Source organism: Actibacterium lipolyticum (assembly GCF_900184935.1).
Classification (GTDB): Bacteria; Pseudomonadota; Alphaproteobacteria; order Rhodobacterales; family Rhodobacteraceae; genus Actibacterium_A; species Actibacterium_A lipolyticum.
The window spans coordinates 684,431-707,331 of record NZ_FXYE01000002.1; the positions used below are offsets into that span (position 1 = coordinate 684,431).

Genomic DNA, 22,901 nt, shown 5'->3' on the forward strand with positions numbered 1-22,901 from the left:
TCAACCATGAACGTTCAGCCATCCGCAGTCGTCGCACCACCAGCGCCCCGTTCTCTTGACGGGATGAAGCTGCCTATGGTGATGATGCGCGACATCCTATTGAAAACGATGTTCCGCCAGAATGTGGAAACCGTTCCCGACATCGCCCGCAATATCGCCCTGCCCACACCCGTCGCGCAGGAGCTGGTCGATCTGGCCCGCTCGCAAAAACTGCTAGAGGCGACAGGTACCCTGCACGCAAACTCGGGTGGGTCTATGGGGTATCAGCTTACGGATACCGGCAAGTCCCGCGCGCTGGATGCGCTAAGCCAGTCTGAATATTACGGCGCAATGCCTGTCCCGCTTGAAGTCTATCAAGAGCAGGTAAAGCGTCAGTCGATCAAAAACATCCAAATCACCCGCGCCCAGCTGACCGGTGCGATGGGCCACCTGATTTTGCCGCCAGAACTGTTGGGCCACCTTGGGCCTGCTGTATCGTCTGGCCGTTCGATCCTGATGTATGGCCCTCCGGGTAACGGTAAATCGTCCATCTCGAACGGTATTCGCGATGCGTTGGGCGACAAGATTTATATCCCGCGTGCGATCGAATATTCTGGTCAGGTTATCACCGTCTATGACCCGATCGTTCACTCGGCCGCGGAAGAGCAGGTGGATGACCCCAACTCGCTGCGCCGTACATCAAACAAGTACGACACGCGCTATGTGCTGTGTGACCGTCCGACCGTTGTGACCGGCGGTGAACTTTCGCTGTCCATGCTTGATCTGGTTTATAACCCAACGGCCCGTACCTATCAGGCGCCGTTGCAGCTTAAGTCGTCCGGCGGCGTGTTCATCGTGGATGACCTTGGGCGACAGGAAGAACCGCCACAGGCGCTGGTCAACCGTTGGATTGTTCCATTGGAAGAAGGGCGCGATATTCTTGCGCTGCAATCTGGTGAAAAGTTTGAGGTGCCGTTTGACACCCTCGTTATCTTCTCGACCAACTTCCACCCGAACGAGATTTTCGATAAGGCGGCTTTGCGCCGGATCTTCTTTAAGATCAAGATTGATGGTCCAAGTCAGGAAGACTTCTTGAAAATCTTCGCGCTGGTGGCACGCAAGAAAAAGATGCCACTGGACGAGCAGACGATCATCTATCTGCTGAAGAAGAAATATCCGACGATCGACAATGTCTATGCCAACTATCAGCCGGTCTTCCTAATCGACCAGATGATGGCGATCTGCGAGTTCGAGGGCATCCCATATCAGATGAACCCGGACCTGATTGATCGCGCATGGGCAAACATGTTCGTCAAAGAAGAAACGATCGTCCATTGACTTTTAGCGGCATAGGCGTGGCTGGCTGCGGCCGTATGGGCCGCCCTATGCTGCGCGCCTTGCGCGAGGCCGGGCATGACGCGCGCGGGTTCGATATTCGGCCGCGCTCTGAATACGGCGCGCTTAGTTCCGTTATGCATAACGATCCTGAAACCTTTGCTGATGGTCTGCGGATTTTGCTAACTGTCGTGCGCGACATGCATCAAACCGACGACATGCTGTTTGGCGAATATGGGCTGGTCAAACGCGCGAAACAGTTGGAAATGATTGTCGTTTGTTCGACCCTTTCACCGCGCTATACGCGCGATCTGCGCGCCCGCACCCCTGTACATGTCAAGCTGATCGATGCCCCCATGTCTGGCGCGCAAATCAAGGCAGAGCGGAAAGAGCTATCCTTCATGTTGGGCGGCGACGCGGCCGACTTGGATTTCTTGCAACCACTGTTCGCGACAATGGGCACCCATTTCCACCGCATGGGCGGCTTTGGTTCTGGGATGGAAGCAAAGGTTCTGAACAATCTGCTGGCCGCGTCCAGCACCGCGATGACGCGGCTTGTGCTGGACTGGGCCGACAAGACCGGGGTCGACGAAAAAGAGCTGTTGGCTTTGATCCACACTTCCTCTGGCCAAAACTGGCTGGCGTCGGGTTTTGACGAAATTGAATTCGCCCGCGATGGGTATTCCGAAGACAACACCATTGGCATTCTGGTGAAAGATGTCGAAAGCGCGCTGGACGCTGCGCCAGATGGCGCGGATACCTCCCTTCCGCGCGTGGTGCAAAACATGATCCGTCATCTGAAACCGCGCCCTTAGGGGCCTGTGCAAACCCCACCACGCGCCCTACATTGCCTTGTATGAGCGCGCTTCCTTCTTCCTTTCACGAATGGTTTGCGACACGTGGCTGGACCGTCCATCCGCACCAACAGGCGATGCTGGATCGCGCCCATGACCCGTCGTTACTGCTGATCGCGCCCACCGGCGGCGGCAAAACACTTGCAGGATTCCTACCATCGCTGGCCGAATTGGCTGATGGAACCCACTCTGGCTTGCACACACTCTACATTTCGCCGCTAAAGGCGCTGGCCGCGGACATTCGGCGTAACCTTCGCACCCCAGTAGATGAAATGGGGCTCCCCATCCGGATCGAAGACCGAACCGGCGACACGTCCTATACCCAACGCCGCAAACAAAGGGCCGACCCACCGCATATTTTGCTGACCACGCCCGAAAGCCTTGCCCTGCTGCTTAGCTATCCTGACGCGCCACGCATTTTTGCGGGACTACAGCGGGTAATTGTCGACGAAATTCACGCGCTGGCTGAAAGCAAACGTGGCGATCAGCTGATGCTTGCGCTGTCGCGGCTGTCCGCGATCTGCCCCGGCCTGCGCCGTGTCGGCCTTTCGGCAACCGTCGAAGACCCCGCCGCGATTGCGCGTTTTCTGGCCCGCCACCCGGATCCCTGCGAAATTATCCACGCCGATCCCGGCCCCGCGCCGGACATTGCGATGCTGCAAACAGATGCGCCACCCCCATGGTCGGGCGGCGGCGGGCGCTATGCCATCGGGGCCATTCTGGAACAGGTCAAGCAACACAAAACGACGCTGATCTTTCACAACACCCGCGCCCAGGCCGAGATTTTTTTTCACGCGCTTTGGCTGGAAAACGACGAAAGCCTGCCCATTGGTATCCACCATGGTTCGCTCGCGCGGGAACAGCGCGAAAAGGTCGAGGCGGCCATGGTCGCCGGGCAACTGCGCGCCATCGTCTGCACCGGCTCGCTGGACCTTGGGATCGACTGGGGCGATGTGGACCTTGTGATACAGGTCGGCGCACCGAAAAACGTTAAACGGCTGGTGCAACGGATCGGGCGGGCGAACCACCGCTATAACGCGCCGTCCAAGGCGCTGCTGGTGCCCGCGAACCGGTTTGAGGTGGTGGAATGCCTTGCCGCACTTGAAGCCGTGAAAGCAGGCGATCTGGATGGCGAACCACGCGGCCCCGGCCCACGCGACGTCTTGTGCCAGCACATTTTGATTACAGCCGCCGCAGGCCCGTTCGACGCCGCAACGCTGTTTGCCGAGGTGACCAGCGCCGGGGCCTATGCCACCCTTAGTCGTACAGAATTCGACGCATGTTTGGATTTCACGGCGACGGGCGGATATGCCCTGCGGGCCTATGACCGCTGGCAGCGATTGCAGCAAACCGATGGCCTGTGGCATCTGCGCGACCCACGCGCGGCGGCGCAAATCCGCATGAACATCGGCACCATCATCGATAGCGAAATGATGAAGGTTCGCCTAAAGAACAGTCGCGGCGGCGCCCCACTAGGCGAGGTGGAAGAGGCCTTCGCCGCCACCTTAACAAAAGGCGATACGTTTCTGATTGGCGGGCAGATCGTGCGCTATGAAGGCTTGCGCGAAATGACCGTAGAGGTGACGCGCCGCCCGTCAGACAATCCAAAGGTTGCGGTATTTTCAGGCTCCAAGTTCGCGACATCCACCCAGCTTTCGGATCGTATCCTTGCGATGTTCAAACAAATCGACTGGCCCGGCCTGCCCGCGCATACCGCGCAATGGCTTTCGCTTCAGCGCGAGGTTTCGCAACTGCCAGAACGTGATCGGCTGTTGGTTGAAACCTTCGCCCATGACGGGCGCGAACACCTGTGCCTTTACGGCTTTGCCGGCCGCAACGCCCAGCAGACACTTGGCCTTTTGCTGACCCAACGGATGGAAGAACTGGGCCTTCACCCGCTTGGATTTCTATCCACCGACTATGCGACGTTGATCTGGGGGCTGGACCCGGTAACGGACCCTGCGCCGCTGTTTGACGCCGAGGCGATGCGCGGTGGGTTCGAAAACTGGCTGTCTGGCAACGCCGTGATGAAGCGCACCTTTCGCAGCGCGGCGATCATTGCCGGGCTGATCGAACGCAATTCCCCCGGCAAGCGAAAATCAGGTCGGCAAGCGACGTTCAGTTCCGACATTTTGTATGACACGCTGTCAAAATATGACCCGGACCACCTGATGCTGGAAATCACGCGCGAAGAGGCGATGAAGGGGCTGGTCGATTTCGGGCGGATCGAACAGATGCTGCGCCGGATCGATGGGCAGATTGATCACATCGCCCTGCCCCGCGTCAGCCCATTGGCCGCACCGCTGTTTCTGGAGGTTGGCCGGGTGCCGATCAAAGGCGCCGCGCAGGAACGCATCTTGGCCCAAGCCGCGCAAAGCGCGATGAAGGCTGCGGGCCTTAGCTAAGACTTGCAAATGACCAATACTTCCACCACTCCACATAGAATGAGCGGGTTTGAATTTTCTCTGAACGGTGCTGTGCTTACCGCCCTTCCCTCTGGTGCGCTGTGGTGGGCAGAGCCGCGTGTTCTGACGGTGTCGGACCTGCACCTGGGCAAGTCCGAACGTATCGCACGGCGCGGCGGCACCATGTTGCCACCATACGAAGTGCGCGACACCCTAGCCCGGCTAGAGGCCGACATAGAAGCAACCGCCGCCCAGACCGTTATCTGCCTTGGCGACACGTTCGACGACCTGTCTGCGATGGAAAACCTGCCTGATGCTGAAACCCAGTGGCTGATGCGCCTGATGGCCGGACGTCGCTGGATTTGGATTGAGGGAAACCATGACCCTGGCCCAACGGCCTTTGGCGGCACCCATCTGGCAGAGCTTCATCAATCCCCCCTTACCTTCCGCCATATCGCGGCCCCCAGCGCCAAGGCAGAGGTTTCGGGCCACTACCACCCCAAAGCACGCCTTAGCGCCCAAGGAGCGGCCCTGTCGCGCCCCTGTTTCCTGATTGATAAGCAAAGGGTCATTATGCCCGCCTATGGCACCTACACGGGCGGCCTGCGCACGGATGAGAAGGTATTGGCGGCATTGATGGGGCCAAAGGCGCTGGCGGTGCTTACCGGTAAAACCGCATATGCGATTCCGATGCCGCGCGCCTAAAACAATCCGCGTTCTTCAACAACAGGGCGATAGTTGCGGCTGACCGGCACGCGACTTCCATCTTTCAGCGTCAAAAACAGCCGCCCACTTTCCACCGACTGGCTTTCAATGGCATTGGTCGCAACCCAATGGGATCGGTGAACCTGCAACCCATCAACACCGTCCAGTTCTGCGATTGCATCCGAAAAACGCATCAAAAGGCGCGCTTGGCCTTTTTCGGTGGTCAGCGCGACATAGTGATCGAACACCTCGCACTTCAGGACTTCGCCTTGAAGGCCCGGCTCAATCCGATCAAGCAAACGTGGCCGAACGACTTTTTCTTTTTCCTCCGCCTCCGCTTCCGGCTTCTGCCGTGGCGATGGGGTGCTCAGCAACAGCCGGATCGCCCCAACACCAATGCCAGCGACGAACACCAAGAACGACATTTCCAAAAGACTTGGCACATGTGCTGTGGTCCCGGACGCCATGAACCGGGTGAATGCCGTCAGTGGGACTGCGAAGCAAACCCCCATACATCCCGATGAAACAACAACCACCGGCCAAAACCCTCCCCCAGTGATCAGTCTTTGAACAGACAGCCTGACGGCGATGCCCAACACGATCCCAACGGCAACAACCGTCGGCCAATAGATCAAGCGTTTTGTAAGTGGGAAACCGTCATAAGTACCGAATGGGCCGGCGTAAGCCACCATCCCAGATACAACCAACCAAGCAACATACAGGGCTGGAGACTTCATCGCTTCGAAAAATTCTTTTTTCAGCGAGGCCATAACACGCCCTAATGAATCAAAAATCGGCATACACGAAAAAGCAGTTACCGCCAGTTCCCCCTGTGGAAAAGCTTAAATTTCAATGACGCGTCGGCAATTCGATTGCCAAAGCGGGTTCTTGCCAGCCAATATCCAAAAACTTCGTTCTTTTCAAAGGTCATTTCATTGGCGCCTTCCCTTATAAATCAGAACATCGAAGCCATGGTGCACGAAGCTTTTTCGTCTCAGGGTATGATGAAAACTCTCGACGCGGAAATTTTTTCTATTTCTGCCGGTAAATGCTCTATCGGCGCTCCGATCGGGCCAGCCATCACACAACAAAACGGATTCGCCCATGCTGCGGCCAGTTTTGCGATTGGTGATGTCGCTTGCGGTTGCGCCGCGCTCAGCACTTTGGACGTGGGATACGGCGTTTTAACAAGCGAGATGAAAATCCATCTGCTTGCCCCCGCGCAAGGCAAACGCCTGATCGCAAACGCAGAGGTCATTCGCGCAGGTCGCCGCCTTGTGGTGACCCGCGCCGATGTCATGGCCGAAGCCGAGGATGGCGCGCAGACTCATGTCGCCACCCTGCTTGGAACGATTGTGCCAATGGCACCTAAGCCGTAAGGCCAGCAGGTTCCGGCAGGTCGTTTGACCGACAGCACGCCGTCAGCGTGTTCGCCAACAGGCACGCAATCGTCATCGGGCCGACACCACCGGGAACGGGCGTGATCGCACCGGCAACCTTTGCGGCGCTTTCGAAATCAACATCGCCTACAAGCCGGGTTTTGCCTTCGCCTTTTTCGGGCGCAGGAATGCGGTTGATGCCCACGTCGATCACCGTCGCACCGGGTTTGATCCAGTCGCCGTCGATCATTTCCGGGCGGCCAACGGCGGCAACGACGATGTCGGCCTGACGGCACACGGCCTGAATGTCCTTGGTCCGGGAATGCGCAACCGTCACCGTGCAGCTATCGCGCAGCAAAAGCTGGGCCATCGGTTTACCAACGATGTTGGAACGCCCCACCACAACCGCGTTCATGCCCGACAGTGATCCGTGCTGTTCGCGCAGCATCATCAGGCAACCCAGTGGCGTGCAAGGCACCATCGCTTTTTGCCCTGTGGCCAACAATCCCACGTTTGAAATGTGGAACCCGTCCACATCCTTGGCCGGGTCGATCCGGTTGATCACCAAATCTTCGTTGATGTGACTTGGCAGGGGAAGCTGCACCAGAATACCGTGAACAGACGGGTCAGCATTCAGCTTATCCAACAAGGCCACCAGATCGGCCTCGGGCGTTTCAACGGGCAGCTTATGTTCGAACGAGGCCATGCCAACCTCAATCGTCTGCTTGCCCTTGCTGCGGACGTATACCTGACTTGCCGGGTCTTCACCGACCAGCACAACGGCCAGGCCGGGGGTGATGCCGTGAACCTCTTTCAGGCGGGCGACATGGGCTGCAACCTTACCGCGCACCTGCTCGGCAAATGCTTTTCCGTCGATGATCTGTGCTGGCATGTTTCGCGCTCCTTCATGTCACGTCTGGCCTGCCTGTCCTATGGCAGGCCAAGCGCATTCTCAAGCCGCTAAAACAGGCCTTCGATCTGGCCATCGTCATTCAGCCCGATCGCCTCGGCCGAGGGGACGCGCGGCAGGCCGGGCATGGTCATGATCTCTCCGCAGATGACCACGATAAACCCGGCCCCGGCGGACAAGCGCACCTCGCGCACAGGGATGCTGTGCCCGGTCGGCGCGCCCCGCACCGTGGGATCGGTGGTAAAGCTGTACTGCGTCTTGGCCATGCAGACCGGCAGGTTGCCATATCCGGCCTCTTCCCAATCCTTAAGCTGCGTGCGGATCTTTTGATCGGCCACAACCGCATCCGCGCGGTAAATGCCTTTGGCGATGGTTTCGATCTTTTCGAACAACGGCATGTCGTCGGGATAGATCGGCGCGAAATCGGACGTTTCTGCATCGGCAATTTCTGCCACGCGGGTGGCAAGCTCTTCCGTGCCTTCGGACCCCTTGGCCCAATGCTGGCACAAGATCGCCTCGCTGCCCTGCGAGGCAACGTAGTCCTTCACCGCCTGAACCTCTGCATCCGTGTCGGTGACGAAGTGGTTGATGGCAACAACGACCGGAACCCCGAAGGATTTGATGTTTTCGATATGGCGGCCAAGGTTCGGGCAGCCCGCCTTTACCGCATCCACATTTTCCGCGCCAAGATCGGCCTTGGCGACCCCGCCGTTCATCTTCATCGCGCGGACTGTGGCGACAACCACAACCGCAGACGGCGCAAGCCCCGCTTTGCGGCACTTGATGTTAAGGAATTTCTCTGCGCCCAGATCGGCCCCGAAACCGGCCTCTGTCACCACATAATCCGCCAGCTTCAACGCCGTCGTCGTCGCCACGACTGAATTGCAGCCATGCGCGATATTCGCAAACGGGCCACCATGCACAAAGGCCGGGTTGTTTTCCAACGTCTGCACAAGGTTAGGCTGCATCGCATCCTTCAACAGCACCGTCATCGCGCCGTCGGCCTTGATGTCGCGGCAATAGATCGGCGTGCGGTCGCGGCGATAGGCGACAATGATATCGCCCAAACGGCGCTGCAAATCCTCCAGATCGGTAGCAAGGCACAGAATGGCCATCACCTCCGACGCAACCGTGATGTCGAACCCTGTCTGGCGGGGAAATCCGTTCGCCACCCCGCCAAGCGAGGTCACAGTATCGCGCAACGCCCGGTCGTTCATATCCAGCACCCGGCGCCAAACGACGCGGCGCTGATCGATCTCAAGCTCATTGCCCCAATAGATGTGGTTGTCTATCATCGCGGCCAGCAGGTTATGCGCGCTGGTGATCGCGTGGAAATCGCCGGTAAAGTGAAGGTTCATCTCTTCCATCGGGACGACTTGCGCGTATCCGCCACCCGCTGCGCCACCTTTCATGCCAAAGCACGGGCCCAACGACGCCTCTCGGATACAAATCGCCGCCTTCTTGCCGATCCGGTTCAACCCGTCGCCAAGGCCCACCGTGGTTGTCGTCTTCCCCTCACCCGCGGGGGTGGGGTTGATGGCGGTCACCAAAATCAGCTTGCCGTTTTGGCGACCTTGGATGGATTTAATGAACTCTTCGCCGACCTTCGCTTTGTCATGGCCATAGGGAAGCAAATGTTCGCTTGGAATGCTCAGCCTTGCGCCAATTTCCTGAATTGGCTGTTTCTGAGCCTCTCGTGCGATTTCGATATCGGTCTTATATTCCATTAATCTTACCTCCCTGTGCCGCGATTACGGCCCTCTTTCGGCTATAGCGGGCGTAATCCTGTCAAAGAGATGCAATTCCGACATTTCCCGCCACGGAACCGTCTTATGCTATTTTCAGGTAAAAACCGATGCCGAGCAAACGCGACTATTTCCCGCGTGCAACGCCCAAATGCACCCATGCGGGCTGGTCGGGCACATGCAGGGTCAGCGTGTCACCTATGGCCAAGCGGCCCTCGCGTTCGACCCACGCGGTGACCCCGCGCCGCCCAACGGCTGCCGGTTTGAACGCGCGTCCTTTTCCAGGCAGGACCCCTTCGATCACCTTGGCAGGAAGCTGACAGGGCCGGTTTTCCATATCGACGGTCAGCGTTGTGCCATCCTGATTTTGCAGGCGCGACGACGGAGGGATGTGCGTGAAATCCGGTATTCCCTCGACCACGATCGACGCACCCAGCCACGCCGGGTCCAGCGCATCAATTCCCATCTCGGCGGCGATAGCAGCGATATCTTCGGCAGACAGAACCGAAAATTGGCGCACGTTGCGGATTTCGGTGTTTCGTTCGTACTGTGACAGGACGCGCGAACAAGAAGGGCGGGTAATCCCGGCATGCTCTTCGCCATCCACCCCGGAAAAGCGCGCTGTCACCTCGTTCAACGGTTCGGCCATCAGGCTGGTTTCGCGATCCGAAACGCAGCCAAGCCAAACGATTTTGGCGCTGAATTCTGTTGGTTTTAGTGCAGGCATTGTTGCTCCCTCAATTTGCGCCAGCACCCGTGGCGCAATGGTCTGAAGGCGCGACAGGTGGAACCAGACAATGAGGCTTCAAATTGGCGCGTCAACACCTATCGCTTGACTGGACCGCCCTTAATGGCCCGAATACGGTCCATTGTAAAAAGGGACACTATGGTGCTGGGATTCAACGTTTTATACAGGGCTATCGTCGCAGTCGGGCAGAATTGGCGATTTGGGGCTTTAATCGTGTTGCCCGCCGTTTTGTTTATGGAACTCGCTTATTTCCCTCGTCATATCTTTGACCTTGATGCCGCGCCGACCGATCCGCTTTCGCTACATTTTCCGCCAATCTTACCTTCCCCCTATGCCACTTGGGTATACTTACTGGCGCTCTTATTGATAACGATCGCCATCACCATCAGCGTCGCAATTGCGTGGCACCGTAGATTGTTAAATCAAGCATCGCTGGGCAAGGCGATCAAAGGACAACCGCGTTGGCGCTATCTATTGCGTTGCAGTATCGTGTGCATCTTCGTCGCCATTGTCATGCTGGCGCTGAGCTGGCCCGCCCTTCTGTTGAAAGACTGGCTTTATACCGATGCTGGACGAGATGCGCTTGGCCTCCGGTTCCACCTCGAAGCACTCATGTTCGTGGATTCTGGCCTAGTGGCACTTGCATTCGCTTTCAGCTGGACCTTTTTTGGCCTCAGCTTGCCGGGCATTGCGGCAGGTGAAACTGTTCCATTTGGGGCCACTCTAAAATTTGCGGTTCGGAATATAGCTCACATCGTATTGGCCGTCACCCTCGCGCAGTTGGCCTTTCATTTTGCCGAACGGTCTATCTTGATCGTGCAGTACGGCTGGCGCTCCACATACGGGAACTGGGGCAACTGGATGGCGGCTCTGGCGTTGATCGTTCTGACTTCTGTGCGCTTTTTGGTTCTTGTCGGCCTAGTGACAGAATTCTATCGGGCCTATCGTAACCACCATCAAAAACAGAAAACGCCGCTCCCTACGTAGGGAACGGCGCTTCATTTTTCTTCAGTCTTTGCTTTACGCAGTCGGTTCCGGCTCTAGCCCGCCATCTGCTGGCGGTTTCGGCTTGGCCGTTTTCGGGATCGCCGTAACCGAAGGCGTGTTGCCGCTGTCCGGTGGGGTGTCTTCGTCGTCGCCACGGTTCAGCGGCTCGCCTGCGATCACCTTGGTGATCTCATTCCCGGTCAGCGTTTCATATTCCAACAAGCCCTGCGCCAAACGATGCAGATCCTCATTCTTTTCGGTCAGAATACGCTTGGCAGTCTCGTAACCTTCGTCAACGATCTTGCGCACTTCTTCGTCAATCTTTTCCTGCGTCTCAGGCGAGGCATTTGCCGGCCCTTGAGAGTTTCCAAGATAAGACTGCTGTTCGTTCGCGTAATCGATGTTGCCCAGCGTTTCAGACATGCCGAACTGCGTCACCATCGCGCGGGCGATTTTCGTGACCTGCTGAATATCAGACGCAGCACCCGAGGTGACATTCTCTTTACCAAAGATCAACTCTTCGGCCACCTTACCGCCCATCGCCATCGCGATTTTGGAGGTGTATTTGGTGTAAGTCACGCTTAGCTGATCGCGCTCAGGCAGCGACAGAACCAGACCCAACGCACGACCGCGCGGGATGATTGTCGCCTTGTGGATGGGGTCATGCTGCGGGACGTTCAGGCCCACAATCGCATGGCCAGCCTCGTGATAGGCGGTCAGCTTTTTCTCATCCTCAGACATGACCATCGAACGACGCTCTGCGCCCATCATGACCTTGTCTTTGGCGTTTTCGAAATCTTCCATCGTGACAAACCGGCGACCGATACGGGCGGCCATCAGCGCAGCCTCGTTCACAAGGTTGGCCAGATCGGCACCGGAAAAGCCCGGGCAACCGCGCGCGATGATACGCAGATCAACATCAGGGCCCAGCGGCACTTTGCGCGCATGCACGCCCAAGATCTTTTCGCGGCCTTTAATGTCTGGGTTCGGAACCTGAACCTGACGGTCGAAACGGCCCGGGCGCAACAGCGCAGGGTCAAGAACGTCAGGACGGTTGGTGGCGGCGACGATGATGATACCTTCGTTCGCCTCAAAGCCGTCCATTTCGACCAGCAGCTGGTTCAACGTCTGTTCGCGTTCGTCGTTACCGCCGCCATAGCCAACACCACGCGAACGGCCAACGGCGTCAATTTCGTCGATGAACACGATGCACGGGGCGTTCTTTTTCGCCTGTTCGAACATGTCGCGCACACGGGATGCACCAACACCAACGAACATCTCTACGAAGTCAGAACCCGAGATGGTGAAAAACGGTACGCCAGCTTCGCCAGCAATGGCACGCGCCAAAAGCGTTTTACCAGTACCCGGAGGGCCCACCAGCAACGCGCCTTTTGGAATTTTACCACCAAGGCGGCTGAACTTCTGCGGGTTGCGCAGGAATTCAACAATCTCTTCCAGCTCTTCTTTGGCTTCGTCGATGCCGGCAACATCGTCAAACGTGACGCGGCCATGCTTTTCGGTCAGCAGCTTGGCGCGGCTTTTGCCAAAGCCCATCGCGCCGCCACGGCCCCCACCCTGCATGCGGTTCATCAGGAAGATCCAGATGCCGATCAGAATAAGGAATGGCAGCAGCGTACCAACATAAGCCAACAGCCCGGATTTTTCCTGCGCTTTGGCGGTTACATCAACGTTCTTTTCAACAAGGCGATCGGTCAGATCAACACCTTCGGGCACGATGGCCGTATAGGTGGTTCCGTCCGCGCTGCGGATCAGCGCCTTTTCACCATCAAGCGTTACAGCGGTGACATCACCATCCTCAACGCTTGAAAGGAACTCTGAATAGCTCATTGTCTGTGTCGCCATGGTCGATTGACCACCGCTGAAAAGGTTGAACAAGGCCAGGATCAAAAGAAATAATACGACCCAAAAGGCGATGTTTCGTGCGTTACCCACGATGAGCTCCCTGAACTAGTGGCCGCGGTGCGGTGCGACCGATTACTCTAAAATAGAGATAAGCTGCGCAGGTTCAATGCGATATAATGGATTCAAAGAAGCTTTCGGCCCCGGAAACAAGTTCCGCATCCCATTCGTTATCAAGCCCGGCCAGTGGTGCTGCGATCAACACATCATCGCGCCAAACGGCGGGGGACGCGGCAAGTGTCGCACGCGGCAGGCCAGTTTCGCGCCAATCGGGGCATTCCAGCAATCCCGCCTCGCCAAGGGCGCGAACCTGCAACCCATTGGCAACAGGGCCGGAAAGCTGCCAGCGACCATCCCAAACGGCATCACTCGCCACGGTTTTTTCGCGCACCGCGTGGTATTCGCGGGTGATGCGAACGGTATTTCCTTCGATCATGGCGCGGCATCCATGAAGCATTGCATCGTCGCCAGCAATCACCGATGCGCTGAAATCATGCAGCTTTGTCGCACGTGGGGCGAATTCTGCCGACGCGACCCATTTCAATGCGTGGCCTAGGATGCGCCGGGTGATTTCGGGTGGCAAAGTCGCCAAAGAACGCCGCGCCAACAGCACGTCGCCCGCATCGATCCGGGCGCAGGCTTCGGCCTCTGCGCGGGTCTGCACCTCTAACGCGTGGCGAGCCGACGCCATGTGCCGCGTCACCCCGGACAGCACCTGCGCATCAATGCCAAGTGGGCCAAGGGCGGCCAGAACTTCGCGCGCACGGATACGTTCATACTTGGTGTCTTCGTTCGACGGATCATCGCGCCATGCGTGGCCATTCTGGCTCAGATAATCGCGAAGCTGCTGCCGCCGCGCCAAAAGCAACGGGCGCAGCCACGTAACACCATTCCCCGCGCGGCTTTGCGCCATACCGGACAAGCCATCAACGCCCGCCTCGCGCGCCAGACGCATCAGAAAGGTTTCCGCCTGATCGTCCGCCGTATGGGCCAGCGCGATTGTTGAAATACCGTGCGCCTTTGCCCAGTCGGCCATCAGCCTATAGCGAGCCTTGCGGGCCTCTGCCTGAAGATTGCCGGTTTCATCCCAGCCCCGCCATTCAAGAACATCATGTGGCAGGCCAAGTTCGGCGCAGGTTGCGGCAACAAACGCGGCTTCCTCGGCCGCTTCGGGGCGTAACCCGTGATCGACTGTAACCGCGTGAATTCTAAGGCCAGTTTCCCGCGCGTGGTCAGCGGCGAGGTGTAACATCGCCATTGAGTCACCGCCCCCGGAAACGGCCAGACCCAGCGGGCCATCAAGAACCGCAGGAAGCGCCAAGGCGAATGTGTTGGTCAGTGGTTGCTGCGCATCCGTCAATTGCAGCCAATCGCGTTGCGGGCCGCCGTCGCTTCACCCGCAACAGAGGATGCCGGAAAACGCGCACCAACTTCGCCAAGTGTCACACATGCCTCGCGCGTTTGCCCAAGGTCGTTCAGCGAAGAGCCTAGACGATACAACGCTTCGGGCGCACGCGGGCCATCGGGCGCACCAGAAAAGCTTTCCAAAAACGCGCGGGCCGCATCGGCGGTTTGGCCCGTGTTATGCAACGCCTCGCCCCGGTGGAAATGCGCGGTGCCGCTTAGCGGCCCACCTGGATAGGTCTGGGTAAAGGTCGCAAACTTTTCCGCAGCCCCTTGAAAGTCACCGGAATCGAGCGCCGCCTTCGCCCGATCAAAGTCTGCCTGTTCACCCACCGCCAATTCCGCGCCGCCGGTGTCAGGCTGTGCAACCGGAACCGGTGCAGTGGTGGAGGCTTGGCCAGCCCCGCCCAAAGTTGTCGTTTCACCAAGCTGGCCAATGTCGCAATTGGTTTCCAGCTCACAAAGGCGGAATTCCAGATCACCAATGCGCCGGGTACCGTCCCCGACGATCTGGTTGATACGGAATTCCAATTCTTCGCTGCGCGCTGTCAGGCGCTGAAGCTGTTGTTCAATGCTGTCGATCCGTTGCAACGCTGAACCACCGGCGATGCCCTGCTGGGCACCACCAGTTGTCGAAAGCTCGCGTTTTAGGCGCTGCACATCCACGTAAAGCACCGACAATTGCTGGCGAATATCAGCCAGCGTTTCATCACTGCTTTGCGCAAAGCCCGCGCCTGTCGCGCCCAGCGAAAGACACACCGAAAGGCAAACTGCCCCAAACCGCATCATTGAACTGTCGCTCCTTAACTGCTCAGGCCAGCCGTAACCACGGTAACAGCCCGACGGTTCTTGGCATAACATGTCTCATCCGAGCAAATTTCGATCGGACGTTCCTTGCCGTAGCTAACCACACGTACACGTGCGGGCGAAACCCCGCGCGAAACCAAATATTCCTCTACAGCGTTGGCGCGGCGCGCACCAAGTGCAAGGTTATATTCGCGTGTGCCCTGCTCATCGGCGTGGCCTTCGATGATAACGCTGTAATCTGTGTTCGTCAGAAGCCACTGTGCCTGTCCTTCAAGCGTTCCGCGTGCGGTATCACCCAGCGTGCTTTGATCAACGGCGAACAGCACACGATCACCGACCGTCTGTTGGAAATACGCAACCGAACGCGGATCATTCACGCCACCAGCGGCACCACTGTCAAAACCAGTGCCAGCCCCTGCGCCAACGCCACCGGCAGAGCCGCTATCGGCGAACCGGTCGGGGTTGGTACATGCGGACAGGCCAAGCGCAGCCACAAGAAGAATAGATTTGGTAAGAGTTTTCATCTGACAATTCCTGTTGTCGTTTTTTGCTCGATTGCGCCCAGCATATCAGTCAGACGCGGTTTTGGAAACGCACGCTTACGGCAGCAAGGGCGACCACGCAGGATCAGATGCCGCCCCGTCGACCGAGATCTTGCGAAGGTTCCGCCCCGAGATATCGACCGAGTAAAGCGCAGAAGTGCCCCCTGCCCCCGCCGTTTCGCGCGAGAACATGATGACACGCCCGTTGGGCGACCATGTCGGCCCTTCATCCAAGAAAGACGCGGTCAACAAACGCTCTTCGGAGCCATCGGTGCGCATAACACCAATATGGAAACGGCCCTTGTTCTGCTTTGTGAAGGCAATGTAATCACCACGCGGCGACCAAACGGGTGTGGAATAACGCCCGCTGCCAAAACTGATCCGCTGAGGCTCTCCGCCGCCTGCTGACATGATGTAAAGCTGCTGCGTGCCCGAACGATCACTTTCAAACACGATGCGGCTTCCGTCAGGGGAATAGCTTGGCGCGGTTTCAATCGAAGGCGATGATGTCAGGCGCGCGCGTTGGCCACCGCCAAGGTTCATGCTGAACAGATCGGTGTTCCCACCTTGCGAGGCCGAATAAAGAACTGTGCTGCCATCCGGGCCAAAGCGCGGCGAAAACGTCATGGTGCCAGATTGGTCATCAACCGCACGACGCCCCACCGTGGCGACATCCAACAGATAGATCCGCGGGAAACCGGTTTCATAGCTGGTATAAAGCACCCGGTCGCCATTTGGCGAAAACCGCGGCGCAAGCACGATGGACGTACTGTCAGTCAGGTACTGCGTGTTGGCCCCGTCATAATCCATGATTGCCAACCGCTTTTTACGGTCATTCTTTGGGCCAGTTTCGGCAACATACACAACACGGCTGTCAAAATACCCGCCTTCGCCGGTGATGCGCGAATAAACCTGATCGGCCACTTTGTGCGCCACGCGACGCCAGCTTGACGTTGTACCGCCGAATTGCAGACCATCGCCCAGCGGGGCGTCCGCAAACACATCCAACAGGCGGAACTTCACGTTCAGCCGCCCGTCTGACCCAACACTGACCGCGCCGGTGACAAGCGCCTGAGCGTTGATCGCCTTCCAATCCGCATATTGGACGGGGCTGTCGAAATTCGTAACGCTCGCGATGAATGCTTCTTTCGGGATCTCACGGAACAGGCCGGTGTTCACCAAATCCGCCGCCACGACCCGGCTGATGTTACGCGCCATTTCTGCCGCCGCAGCGTTTTCCGCCACAAAGTCAGGCACCGCGAAGGGCATCGGTTCGATTACCCCTTCGTCGATTTCAATCCGCAACGGTCCGTTCTGCGCGATTGCAGGTACAGCAGCAAACCCCATAAGGGCCGCAAGGAGGGTCAGCACTCGTAACATCATTTGATCCTCATCTTTTCAGGATTGAATGTCATTTCAACATCGCGCCACTGGGCGTATTTCTCTTTCGGCAGATCATAGCCGTTTTGCTGGCACCGCAAAATAGCGCGACGGGCCGATTGGAACGCGCTGTTAACAGCCTGATCCGATCCGCCAGAATTTGCGATCATCTTGATACTGTTGCCAGCCACCTTGCCGTCTTCGGTCAGCGACATCGCGACCGTCACGGTAATGCGTCCCGCCTCTGATCCGGCATCGACAACCCAGCACCGTTGAACCCCAATCCGCAGCGCGTCTTTTTCGCCGCTGGTCATGGGGGGCCCAACTGGGGCAGATCCGTTGCCTGAGGTTTCCGTGGCGCCGCCACCAAGTGCTTCGGCCAAGGCATCGTTAACCGAGCTTTGGACGTCTGCGGGCTTGGCGGCCTTCTGCGTTGACGGCGCAGGTTTTGTCGGGCGTGCGGGGCGCGAACGTGGGCGCATGGAAGAGGTAAGGCTGGTTTCCGCGTCGGGCTTTTCTTCTGCCTCGGTCACGATTTCGGTTGTCGCCTCTTCCGGGGCTGTCGCGGTTTCAACGGGTGGCTTCACCACTTCCGGCTCTGGCTCGGGCGTGGGAACGGTTGCTTCGGTCACTGTATCCGACACTTCGGCATCCGGGGTTGGCTGCGCCGCAGGCACCGGTGCCACGCGTGGGGCGGGGCGTGGGCGCGTGCTTTGCGTCAACAGGGTTGTGCCGTTGTCTTCGGTCGGGGGCGCAGGCGGCGTTGGTGCTTCGTCCGTCACTTCGGCCTGCGGCAAAGGCTCAATTTCGCTGACATCGGGGGCCGCGTCGGGTTGTTCGGGCTGCGATACATCAGGACGGGCCGGCGTTTCGGGCGTCGTATCAGGTGTTGGCGTGGGCGTAACTGGCTGCTCTGACGCGGGAGGCGTGGGTTCCTGCGTGTCCTGCGTTGCGCGCGGAGCCGAGGCGGGCGCCGTCAGCGCCGCAAATTCCTCGCCAGAAATGATCGACACTTCGGCCACGTCAAGGGGTTCGGTGCGGTCACTGGAAAACAGCCCGCCGACCAAAACCCAGACGATCAGGCCGATATGCCCGATGCCCGAAATATAGATGCCCTTGTTCATGAAGGCCTCTGCCTTACCCGTCTTGCCCATCAAGGGTCGGCCCGCCTGTGTCGGTCACAAGGCCGATGTTGCGAAAACCGGCCGCGTTCAACGCGCCCATGACCTGAATGACCCGTTCGTACTGAATGGCCCCATCCGCGCGCAGGAAGATCTTGTCATTCTCGCGCTCTGCCGCGATCGCGCGCAGCTTTGGCACCAACTGATCCTCAGGCGTTTCTGTTGTCTGAAGCATGATCAACCCATCCACCGTCAAGGTAACGGTCAGCGGCTCTTCTTGTTCCGTCGGCAAAGCCTCTGCTGCGGTTTTGGGCAGCTCTACCGGCACGCCGACGGTCAACAAGGGCGCGGCGACCATAAAGATGATCAGCAGCACCAACATGACGTCAACGAATGGCGTGACGTTGATTTCCGACATCGCGGCAGAATGGCCCCGGCTGCGACGCCGCCGGTTACCACCCTTGCGCTGAACAACACCCGCGCCCATCGCTCAGCTATCCAACTGGCGCGAAAGGATCGTAGAGAATTCGTCCGCGAAGGCCTCATAGCCACCGATGATCCGGTCGCTGTCTGCCGAAAGCTTGTTGTAAAACACAACGGCAGGGATCGCGGCCAACAGGCCAAGCGCGGTCGCCAGCAACGCCTCGGCAATACCGGGCGCAACAACTGCAAGGCTGGTGTCCTGCTGCAAGGCAATCTCTTCAAAGGCGTTCATGATACCCCAGACGGTACCAAACAGCCCGATGAACGGCGCGGTGGACCCGACTGTCGCAAGGAAAGACAGACCACCGTTCAGCCCTTCGGCCTCTTTCGCGATGGCAACATCCATCGACCGGTCAATCCGCGGAGCCGCGCCAGGGATCAGCCCGCCATCTTGGCGGTGGCTGCGGCGCCATTCAGTCATCCCTGCTGCAAAAATCCGTTCAGACGGGCCTGCGGGCTCTGGCCCGATTTTTTCGTACAGCTCGTCCAGCGGCTCGCCTGACCAAAAGGACTCGTCAAACGCGCCGGCCCCTTTGCGGGTTGCGCGATACGTGATGGTTTTTTGGATGATGATCGCCCAGCTCCAGAAGGAAGCAATAATCAACATCAACATTACGATTTTAACTGCGAAAGTCGCACGTGCGAAAAGGGCGAGCATGGAGAAATCGATCTCCTGCGCCATCGCAAGGGTTTGGGTTTCCATATGCCTGCTCGTTTTTGGGCCGCGTTTGTGCAGCTCTGATTACGTCAGACCGTAGCTGGTTTTTAGGGGAATTGCCAACACAACCGCGTCATCACGCGATTGCGCCTAACCATCCGTCAACAATCGGCGAATATCTGCCGGGATCGGGGCCGGATAGCCGCTTTCCATGACCGCAACCAAGGTGACCCGTGCCGTGAACAGAACTTCGTCACCGCGCAGCACCCGCTGCATCAGAATACAGCGCGCGCCAGTGACCGCTTCGGGGACCGTTTCGACGATCAACTGATCATCATAAAGGGCTGGGCGCAGGAAATCGGCCTCAACCTTACGCACGGCGAAAAACAGGCCCTCTTTCTTCATCCGGGCCTGATCCAGGCCCAGTTCACGCACCCATTCGCTGCGGCCACGTTCGATGAATTTGAAATAGTTGGCGTAATAGACGATGCCAGCAACATCAGTGTCTTCGTAATAGACCCGAACCGGAAAACGATGTGCCATCAGTTGCCCCCGATCCGCGCTGCAAGGCGCAAAGCGTGGCTGGCATCGCGTGCCGCCGCTGGCATCACCGGGTCATAGGCCGCACGGATCACATCAGCGATTTCGGGCCGCAACACCGTCGCGCCCTCGGGCGTTAGGCCAAGCGGGCTTTTCGTGGAAAAGACGACATCGGACCAAAGCAAGATGATCTGAACCATCTGTCCCAAGGCCAGCGTTTCAGCGGGCATATCGGCCAGCGCCTCGTCCATGCGAAGAAACACAAACGCCGCCTGAATCGCCCCGTCGTCATCAAAACGGAAAAACCGGTACTGGTTCGCGCCCGCCTGCTGCAACCGTTCAACACGGGTTTCCAGATCGGGCACCAGCTTGTCCAGGTTCGGAGTGTCCAACAGTTCCGCCCAATCGCGAAAGAAGAACACCATCAGGTTCGCGCCAAGCTCTGGGTCGGTTTCGGCCATCTTGTGACCTGCCAATGCCACGACCGCCTCGCAGGCGCCTTTGATGACCTTTAGCGATTCATCTTCCACCCCAAAAACGATGGGAACGATGGGGCGCCCCCAACGGGCGAACACGTACTGACCGTCTGCGCGGGTGAATAAGGGCTGAATATCGTCGGGCGATGCCATGAAACCTACCTTTTGCTTGCGGGTGGGATACGGTCAAACACACCTAACCGTCAAACAGGTCAGTCTGCCCCGGCGCTTTTGGCGCAGCCATGCCCAGATGCGACCACGCCTTTTGTGCCAGCATCCGCCCGCGTGGCGTTCGCTGGATCAGGCCTTGTTGCAACAAGAATGGCTCGATCACCTCTTCCAATGCATCCCGGCTTTCACTTAGCGCGGCAGACAGGGTCTCGATCCCCACTGGACCACCCGCATAGTTTTCGGCCACCAGCCGAAGATAGCGCCGGTCGGCCCCGTCAAGGCCAAGGTGATCCACTCCAAGCCGGGTCAACGCACCGTCAGCGATGGATTGGGTGATACGCCCGTCCCCTTCGACGACCGCAAAATCCAGAACGCGGCGCAACAAGCGCCCGGCGATACGCGGCGTGCCACGTGCCCGTTTCGCGATTTCACGCGCCCCTTCCGGGTCTGCTGGAACACCCAACAGGCGTGCGCCACGGGTCACAATCTCATTCAACTCTTCGACGGTGTAAAATTGCAGGCGGGTCGGAATGCCAAACCGGTCGCGCAGCGGTGTGGTCAACAGGCCAAGCCGCGTTGTCGCCCCGACCAGCGTAAAAGGTTGAAGTTCAATTCGAACCGTCCGCGCGGCGGGGCCTTCGCCGATCACCAGATCAAGCTCGTAATCTTCCAGCGCGGGGTAAAGCACCTCTTCCACCACGGGGTTCAGCCGGTGGATTTCGTCGATGAACAGTACATCGCGTGCCTCAAGGTTCGTCAGGATCGCCGCCAGATCGCCCGCCTTGGCCAACACCGGGCCAGAGGTCATGCGGAAATTCACCCCCAATTCGCGCGCCATGATCTGCGCTAGCGTCGTTTTCCCCAAACCCGGCGGGCCGTGGAACAACGCGTGATCCATCGCCTCGCCGCGCATCTTGGCGGATTCGATGAAAATCTTCAGGTTGGCGCGGGCGTCGGCTTGGCCGATGAATTCATCCAGAGACTGCGGGCGCAAGGCACGGTCGGCATCTTCGGGGCGGGCTTCGGGGCGCAGAGTTGGGTCGGGTTCGCTCATCTTTTATCCCTTTGGCGCAAGCAGCTTCAGCGCCGCCCGGATCAGGGCCGAGGTATCCGCCGACGGATCGTTCCCCGCCGCTTCGGCCACCGCGCCTGCCGCTTCGCCCGGCGCATAGCCAAGGTTCCCCAGTGCCGACAAAGCTTCGGCCTGCGCTGATGCCGATGGGGCTGGTGCTGCGGGTTTTGGCGGTGCTTTGGCTTCGCCTTCGATCACCTCGGCCGGTTCATCGCCCATCGCCGCCGGAAGGGTGCCGCCCATCGCCATGACAGACGGCGCCTTGTCTTTCAGTTCCAACACCACGCGCTGGCCCGTCTTTGGGCCCACACCGGGGGCGGCCTTTACCGCGTTCCAATCCCCTAATGCGATGGCGCGGGACACCCCGTCCGCCCCCAAAGTGCCCAGAATTGACATCGAGGCCTTCGCCCCAATCCCCTGAACGCTCATCAACAGGCGATGCCATTCTTTTTCGACAAGCGAGGGAAAGCCAAACAACTGAAGCAAATCTTCGCGCACCAAAAGGTCGGTATAAAGCGAAACAGCCTCGCCCGGTCCGGGAAGGGCGGCCATGGTCCGGTCGGACACATACACCATATACCCAACACCGCGCACATCGATCAGCACGTGGTCTGCCCCGCGATAATCCAAACGCCCCGAAATCTTGCCGATCATGTCGCCGCCTTTACTGCTGCCGCCAGTCGCCCAGCCGATTGCGCATAATGAGCATGACACAGCGCAACAGCCAACGCATCCGCCGCGTCCGGCCCGGCAATATTCACGCCCGGCAATTGCAGCCTAACCATATGATCAACCTGCGCCTTGGCCGCATGCCCAACCCCAACAACGGCCTTTTTGACCGCATTCGGCGCGTATTCCCCAACCTCAAGCCCCGCCTGCGCAGGCACCAACAACGCAATACCGCGCGCCTGCCCCAGCTTTAGCGTCGCCACGGCATCTTTGTTCACAAAGGTCTGTTCGACCGCTGCGGTTTCCGGACTGAACTGAGTGATGACATCGGTAAGCTGCCTGTGAAGGCTCAACAAACGGTCGGCCAACGTACCACTGGACGAATGGCAAATTCCGTTTCCCACATGAGTAATGCGCGACCCCTTAACGTCGATCACGCCCCACCCCATGTTGCGAAGGCCAGGGTCCACCCCCAATACACGCATGCTCGCCCCGATTGTTGTGTCTTTTCTGACGCAGTAGCACGAATGGTGAACATCGCCTAGCCCTAATGCAAATCACCTACCTACAGCTAGGCATCGCCGCTTTCCCGAATCGACCGCGCAAATTCG

General features: G+C 58.6%; 23 protein-coding genes. 6 read left to right on the plus strand and 17 right to left on the minus strand.

The window, feature by feature from the left end; genetic code table 11:
* Positions 1-6: 6 nt before the first annotated feature.
* From COL8621_RS12035 to pdeM, 4 genes are read left to right on the plus strand one after another with little or no spacing between them, the layout of a single operon-like run.
* Positions 7-1,317 carry a DUF8689 domain-containing protein gene (locus COL8621_RS12035; protein ID WP_093967597.1) on the plus strand — a complete coding sequence of 437 codons (1,311 nt, stop codon included), beginning with the start codon at positions 7-9 and terminating at the stop codon, positions 1,315-1,317.
* The gene (locus tag COL8621_RS12040; RefSeq protein ID WP_093967598.1) at positions 1,275-2,129 is read left to right on the plus strand and encodes an NAD(P)-dependent oxidoreductase; all 855 of its coding nucleotides are present in this window, start codon (positions 1,275-1,277) and stop codon (positions 2,127-2,129) included. Before COL8621_RS12035 ends, COL8621_RS12040 begins: the two co-directional genes overlap by 43 nt.
* Positions 2,130-2,170: 41 nt before the next feature.
* The gene (locus tag COL8621_RS12045; RefSeq protein ID WP_093967599.1) at positions 2,171-4,573 is read left to right on the plus strand and encodes a ligase-associated DNA damage response DEXH box helicase; all 2,403 of its coding nucleotides are present in this window, start codon (positions 2,171-2,173) and stop codon (positions 4,571-4,573) included.
* Positions 4,574-4,612: 39 nt separating this feature from the next.
* On the plus strand, positions 4,613-5,278 hold the full coding sequence (pdeM, locus tag COL8621_RS12050) for a ligase-associated DNA damage response endonuclease PdeM (protein WP_093967600.1): 666 nt from the start codon (positions 4,613-4,615) through the stop codon (positions 5,276-5,278).
* Here the strand turns inward: pdeM and COL8621_RS12055 are convergent.
* A complete protein-coding gene (locus COL8621_RS12055; protein WP_176438490.1) occupies positions 5,275-6,048 on the minus strand; it encodes a LytTR family DNA-binding domain-containing protein in 774 nt (257 codons plus the stop codon). The genes pdeM and COL8621_RS12055 overlap by 4 nt on opposite strands.
* A gap of 165 nt (positions 6,049-6,213) precedes the next feature.
* Here COL8621_RS12055 and COL8621_RS12060 point away from each other — a divergent pair, with 165 nt between their 5' ends.
* Positions 6,214-6,657: a PaaI family thioesterase gene (locus tag COL8621_RS12060; RefSeq protein ID WP_235823851.1), complete on the plus strand. Its 444-nt coding sequence runs from the start codon at positions 6,214-6,216 to the stop codon at positions 6,655-6,657.
* Here the strand turns inward: COL8621_RS12060 and folD are convergent.
* From folD to COL8621_RS12075, 3 genes are all read right to left on the minus strand, one after another.
* Positions 6,647-7,549, minus strand: coding sequence for a bifunctional methylenetetrahydrofolate dehydrogenase/methenyltetrahydrofolate cyclohydrolase FolD (gene folD / locus COL8621_RS12065; RefSeq protein WP_093967602.1), 903 nt, complete (start codon positions 7,547-7,549; stop codon positions 6,647-6,649). The genes COL8621_RS12060 and folD overlap by 11 nt on opposite strands.
* A gap of 68 nt (positions 7,550-7,617) precedes the next feature.
* The gene (locus COL8621_RS12070) at positions 7,618-9,294 is read right to left on the minus strand and encodes a formate--tetrahydrofolate ligase (protein ID WP_093967603.1); all 1,677 of its coding nucleotides are present in this window, start codon (positions 9,292-9,294) and stop codon (positions 7,618-7,620) included.
* A 145-nt stretch (positions 9,295-9,439) separates the two neighbouring features.
* Positions 9,440-10,039 (minus strand): MOSC domain-containing protein, encoded by a 600-nt coding sequence (locus COL8621_RS12075; protein ID WP_093967604.1) that lies wholly within the window; start codon positions 10,037-10,039, stop codon positions 9,440-9,442.
* A gap of 159 nt (positions 10,040-10,198) precedes the next feature.
* On the opposite strand from COL8621_RS12075, the gene COL8621_RS12080 reads away from it, so the two are divergent.
* Positions 10,199-11,047: a hypothetical protein gene (locus COL8621_RS12080; RefSeq protein ID WP_093967605.1), complete on the plus strand. Its 849-nt coding sequence runs from the start codon at positions 10,199-10,201 to the stop codon at positions 11,045-11,047.
* A gap of 33 nt (positions 11,048-11,080) precedes the next feature.
* On the opposite strand, the gene ftsH is transcribed toward COL8621_RS12080, so the two are convergent.
* From ftsH to ruvC, 13 genes are all read right to left on the minus strand, one after another.
* A complete protein-coding gene (gene ftsH, locus COL8621_RS12085) occupies positions 11,081-13,000 on the minus strand; it encodes an ATP-dependent zinc metalloprotease FtsH (protein ID WP_093967606.1) in 1,920 nt (639 codons plus the stop codon).
* A 73-nt stretch (positions 13,001-13,073) separates the two neighbouring features.
* Positions 13,074-14,327 carry a tRNA lysidine(34) synthetase TilS gene (gene tilS / locus COL8621_RS12090; protein ID WP_235823852.1) on the minus strand — a complete coding sequence of 418 codons (1,254 nt, stop codon included), beginning with the start codon at positions 14,325-14,327 and terminating at the stop codon, positions 13,074-13,076.
* Positions 14,324-15,157: a tol-pal system protein YbgF gene (gene ybgF / locus COL8621_RS12095; RefSeq protein WP_093968550.1), complete on the minus strand. Its 834-nt coding sequence runs from the start codon at positions 15,155-15,157 to the stop codon at positions 14,324-14,326. Before ybgF ends, tilS begins: the two co-directional genes overlap by 4 nt.
* 17 nt (positions 15,158-15,174) lie before the next feature.
* The gene (gene pal / locus COL8621_RS12100) at positions 15,175-15,702 is read right to left on the minus strand and encodes a peptidoglycan-associated lipoprotein Pal (protein ID WP_093967607.1); all 528 of its coding nucleotides are present in this window, start codon (positions 15,700-15,702) and stop codon (positions 15,175-15,177) included.
* Between the two features lie 75 nt (positions 15,703-15,777).
* Positions 15,778-17,103, minus strand: a complete 1,326-nt coding sequence (gene tolB / locus COL8621_RS12105; protein WP_093967608.1) for a Tol-Pal system beta propeller repeat protein TolB — start codon at positions 17,101-17,103, stop codon at positions 15,778-15,780.
* Entirely contained in the window at positions 17,100-18,224 is a 1,125-nt protein-coding gene (gene tolA, locus COL8621_RS12110; protein WP_093968551.1) for a cell envelope integrity protein TolA, read from the minus strand. The genes tolB and tolA overlap by 4 nt, the downstream gene beginning before the upstream one ends.
* 13 nt (positions 18,225-18,237) lie before the next feature.
* Positions 18,238-18,708 carry a protein TolR gene (tolR, locus tag COL8621_RS12115; protein ID WP_093967609.1) on the minus strand — a complete coding sequence of 157 codons (471 nt, stop codon included), beginning with the start codon at positions 18,706-18,708 and terminating at the stop codon, positions 18,238-18,240.
* Positions 18,709-18,711: 3 nt separating this feature from the next.
* The gene (gene tolQ, locus COL8621_RS12120; protein ID WP_093967610.1) at positions 18,712-19,407 is read right to left on the minus strand and encodes a protein TolQ; all 696 of its coding nucleotides are present in this window, start codon (positions 19,405-19,407) and stop codon (positions 18,712-18,714) included.
* Between the two features lie 105 nt (positions 19,408-19,512).
* On the minus strand, positions 19,513-19,905 hold the full coding sequence (gene ybgC, locus COL8621_RS12125) for a tol-pal system-associated acyl-CoA thioesterase (RefSeq protein ID WP_093967611.1): 393 nt from the start codon (positions 19,903-19,905) through the stop codon (positions 19,513-19,515).
* Positions 19,905-20,531 carry a hypothetical protein gene (locus COL8621_RS12130; RefSeq protein WP_093967612.1) on the minus strand — a complete coding sequence of 209 codons (627 nt, stop codon included), beginning with the start codon at positions 20,529-20,531 and terminating at the stop codon, positions 19,905-19,907. Before COL8621_RS12130 ends, ybgC begins: the two co-directional genes overlap by 1 nt.
* Before the next feature lie 43 nt (positions 20,532-20,574).
* Positions 20,575-21,603, minus strand: a complete 1,029-nt coding sequence (gene ruvB, locus COL8621_RS12135) for a Holliday junction branch migration DNA helicase RuvB (RefSeq protein WP_093967613.1) — start codon at positions 21,601-21,603, stop codon at positions 20,575-20,577.
* A 3-nt stretch (positions 21,604-21,606) separates the two neighbouring features.
* Positions 21,607-22,275 carry a Holliday junction branch migration protein RuvA gene (gene ruvA / locus COL8621_RS12140; RefSeq protein WP_093967614.1) on the minus strand — a complete coding sequence of 223 codons (669 nt, stop codon included), beginning with the start codon at positions 22,273-22,275 and terminating at the stop codon, positions 21,607-21,609.
* Complete coding sequence (gene ruvC, locus COL8621_RS12145) at positions 22,272-22,775, minus strand: crossover junction endodeoxyribonuclease RuvC (RefSeq protein WP_093967615.1); 504 nt, start codon at positions 22,773-22,775, stop codon at positions 22,272-22,274. Before ruvC ends, ruvA begins: the two co-directional genes overlap by 4 nt.
* Positions 22,776-22,901 lie beyond the last annotated feature (126 nt).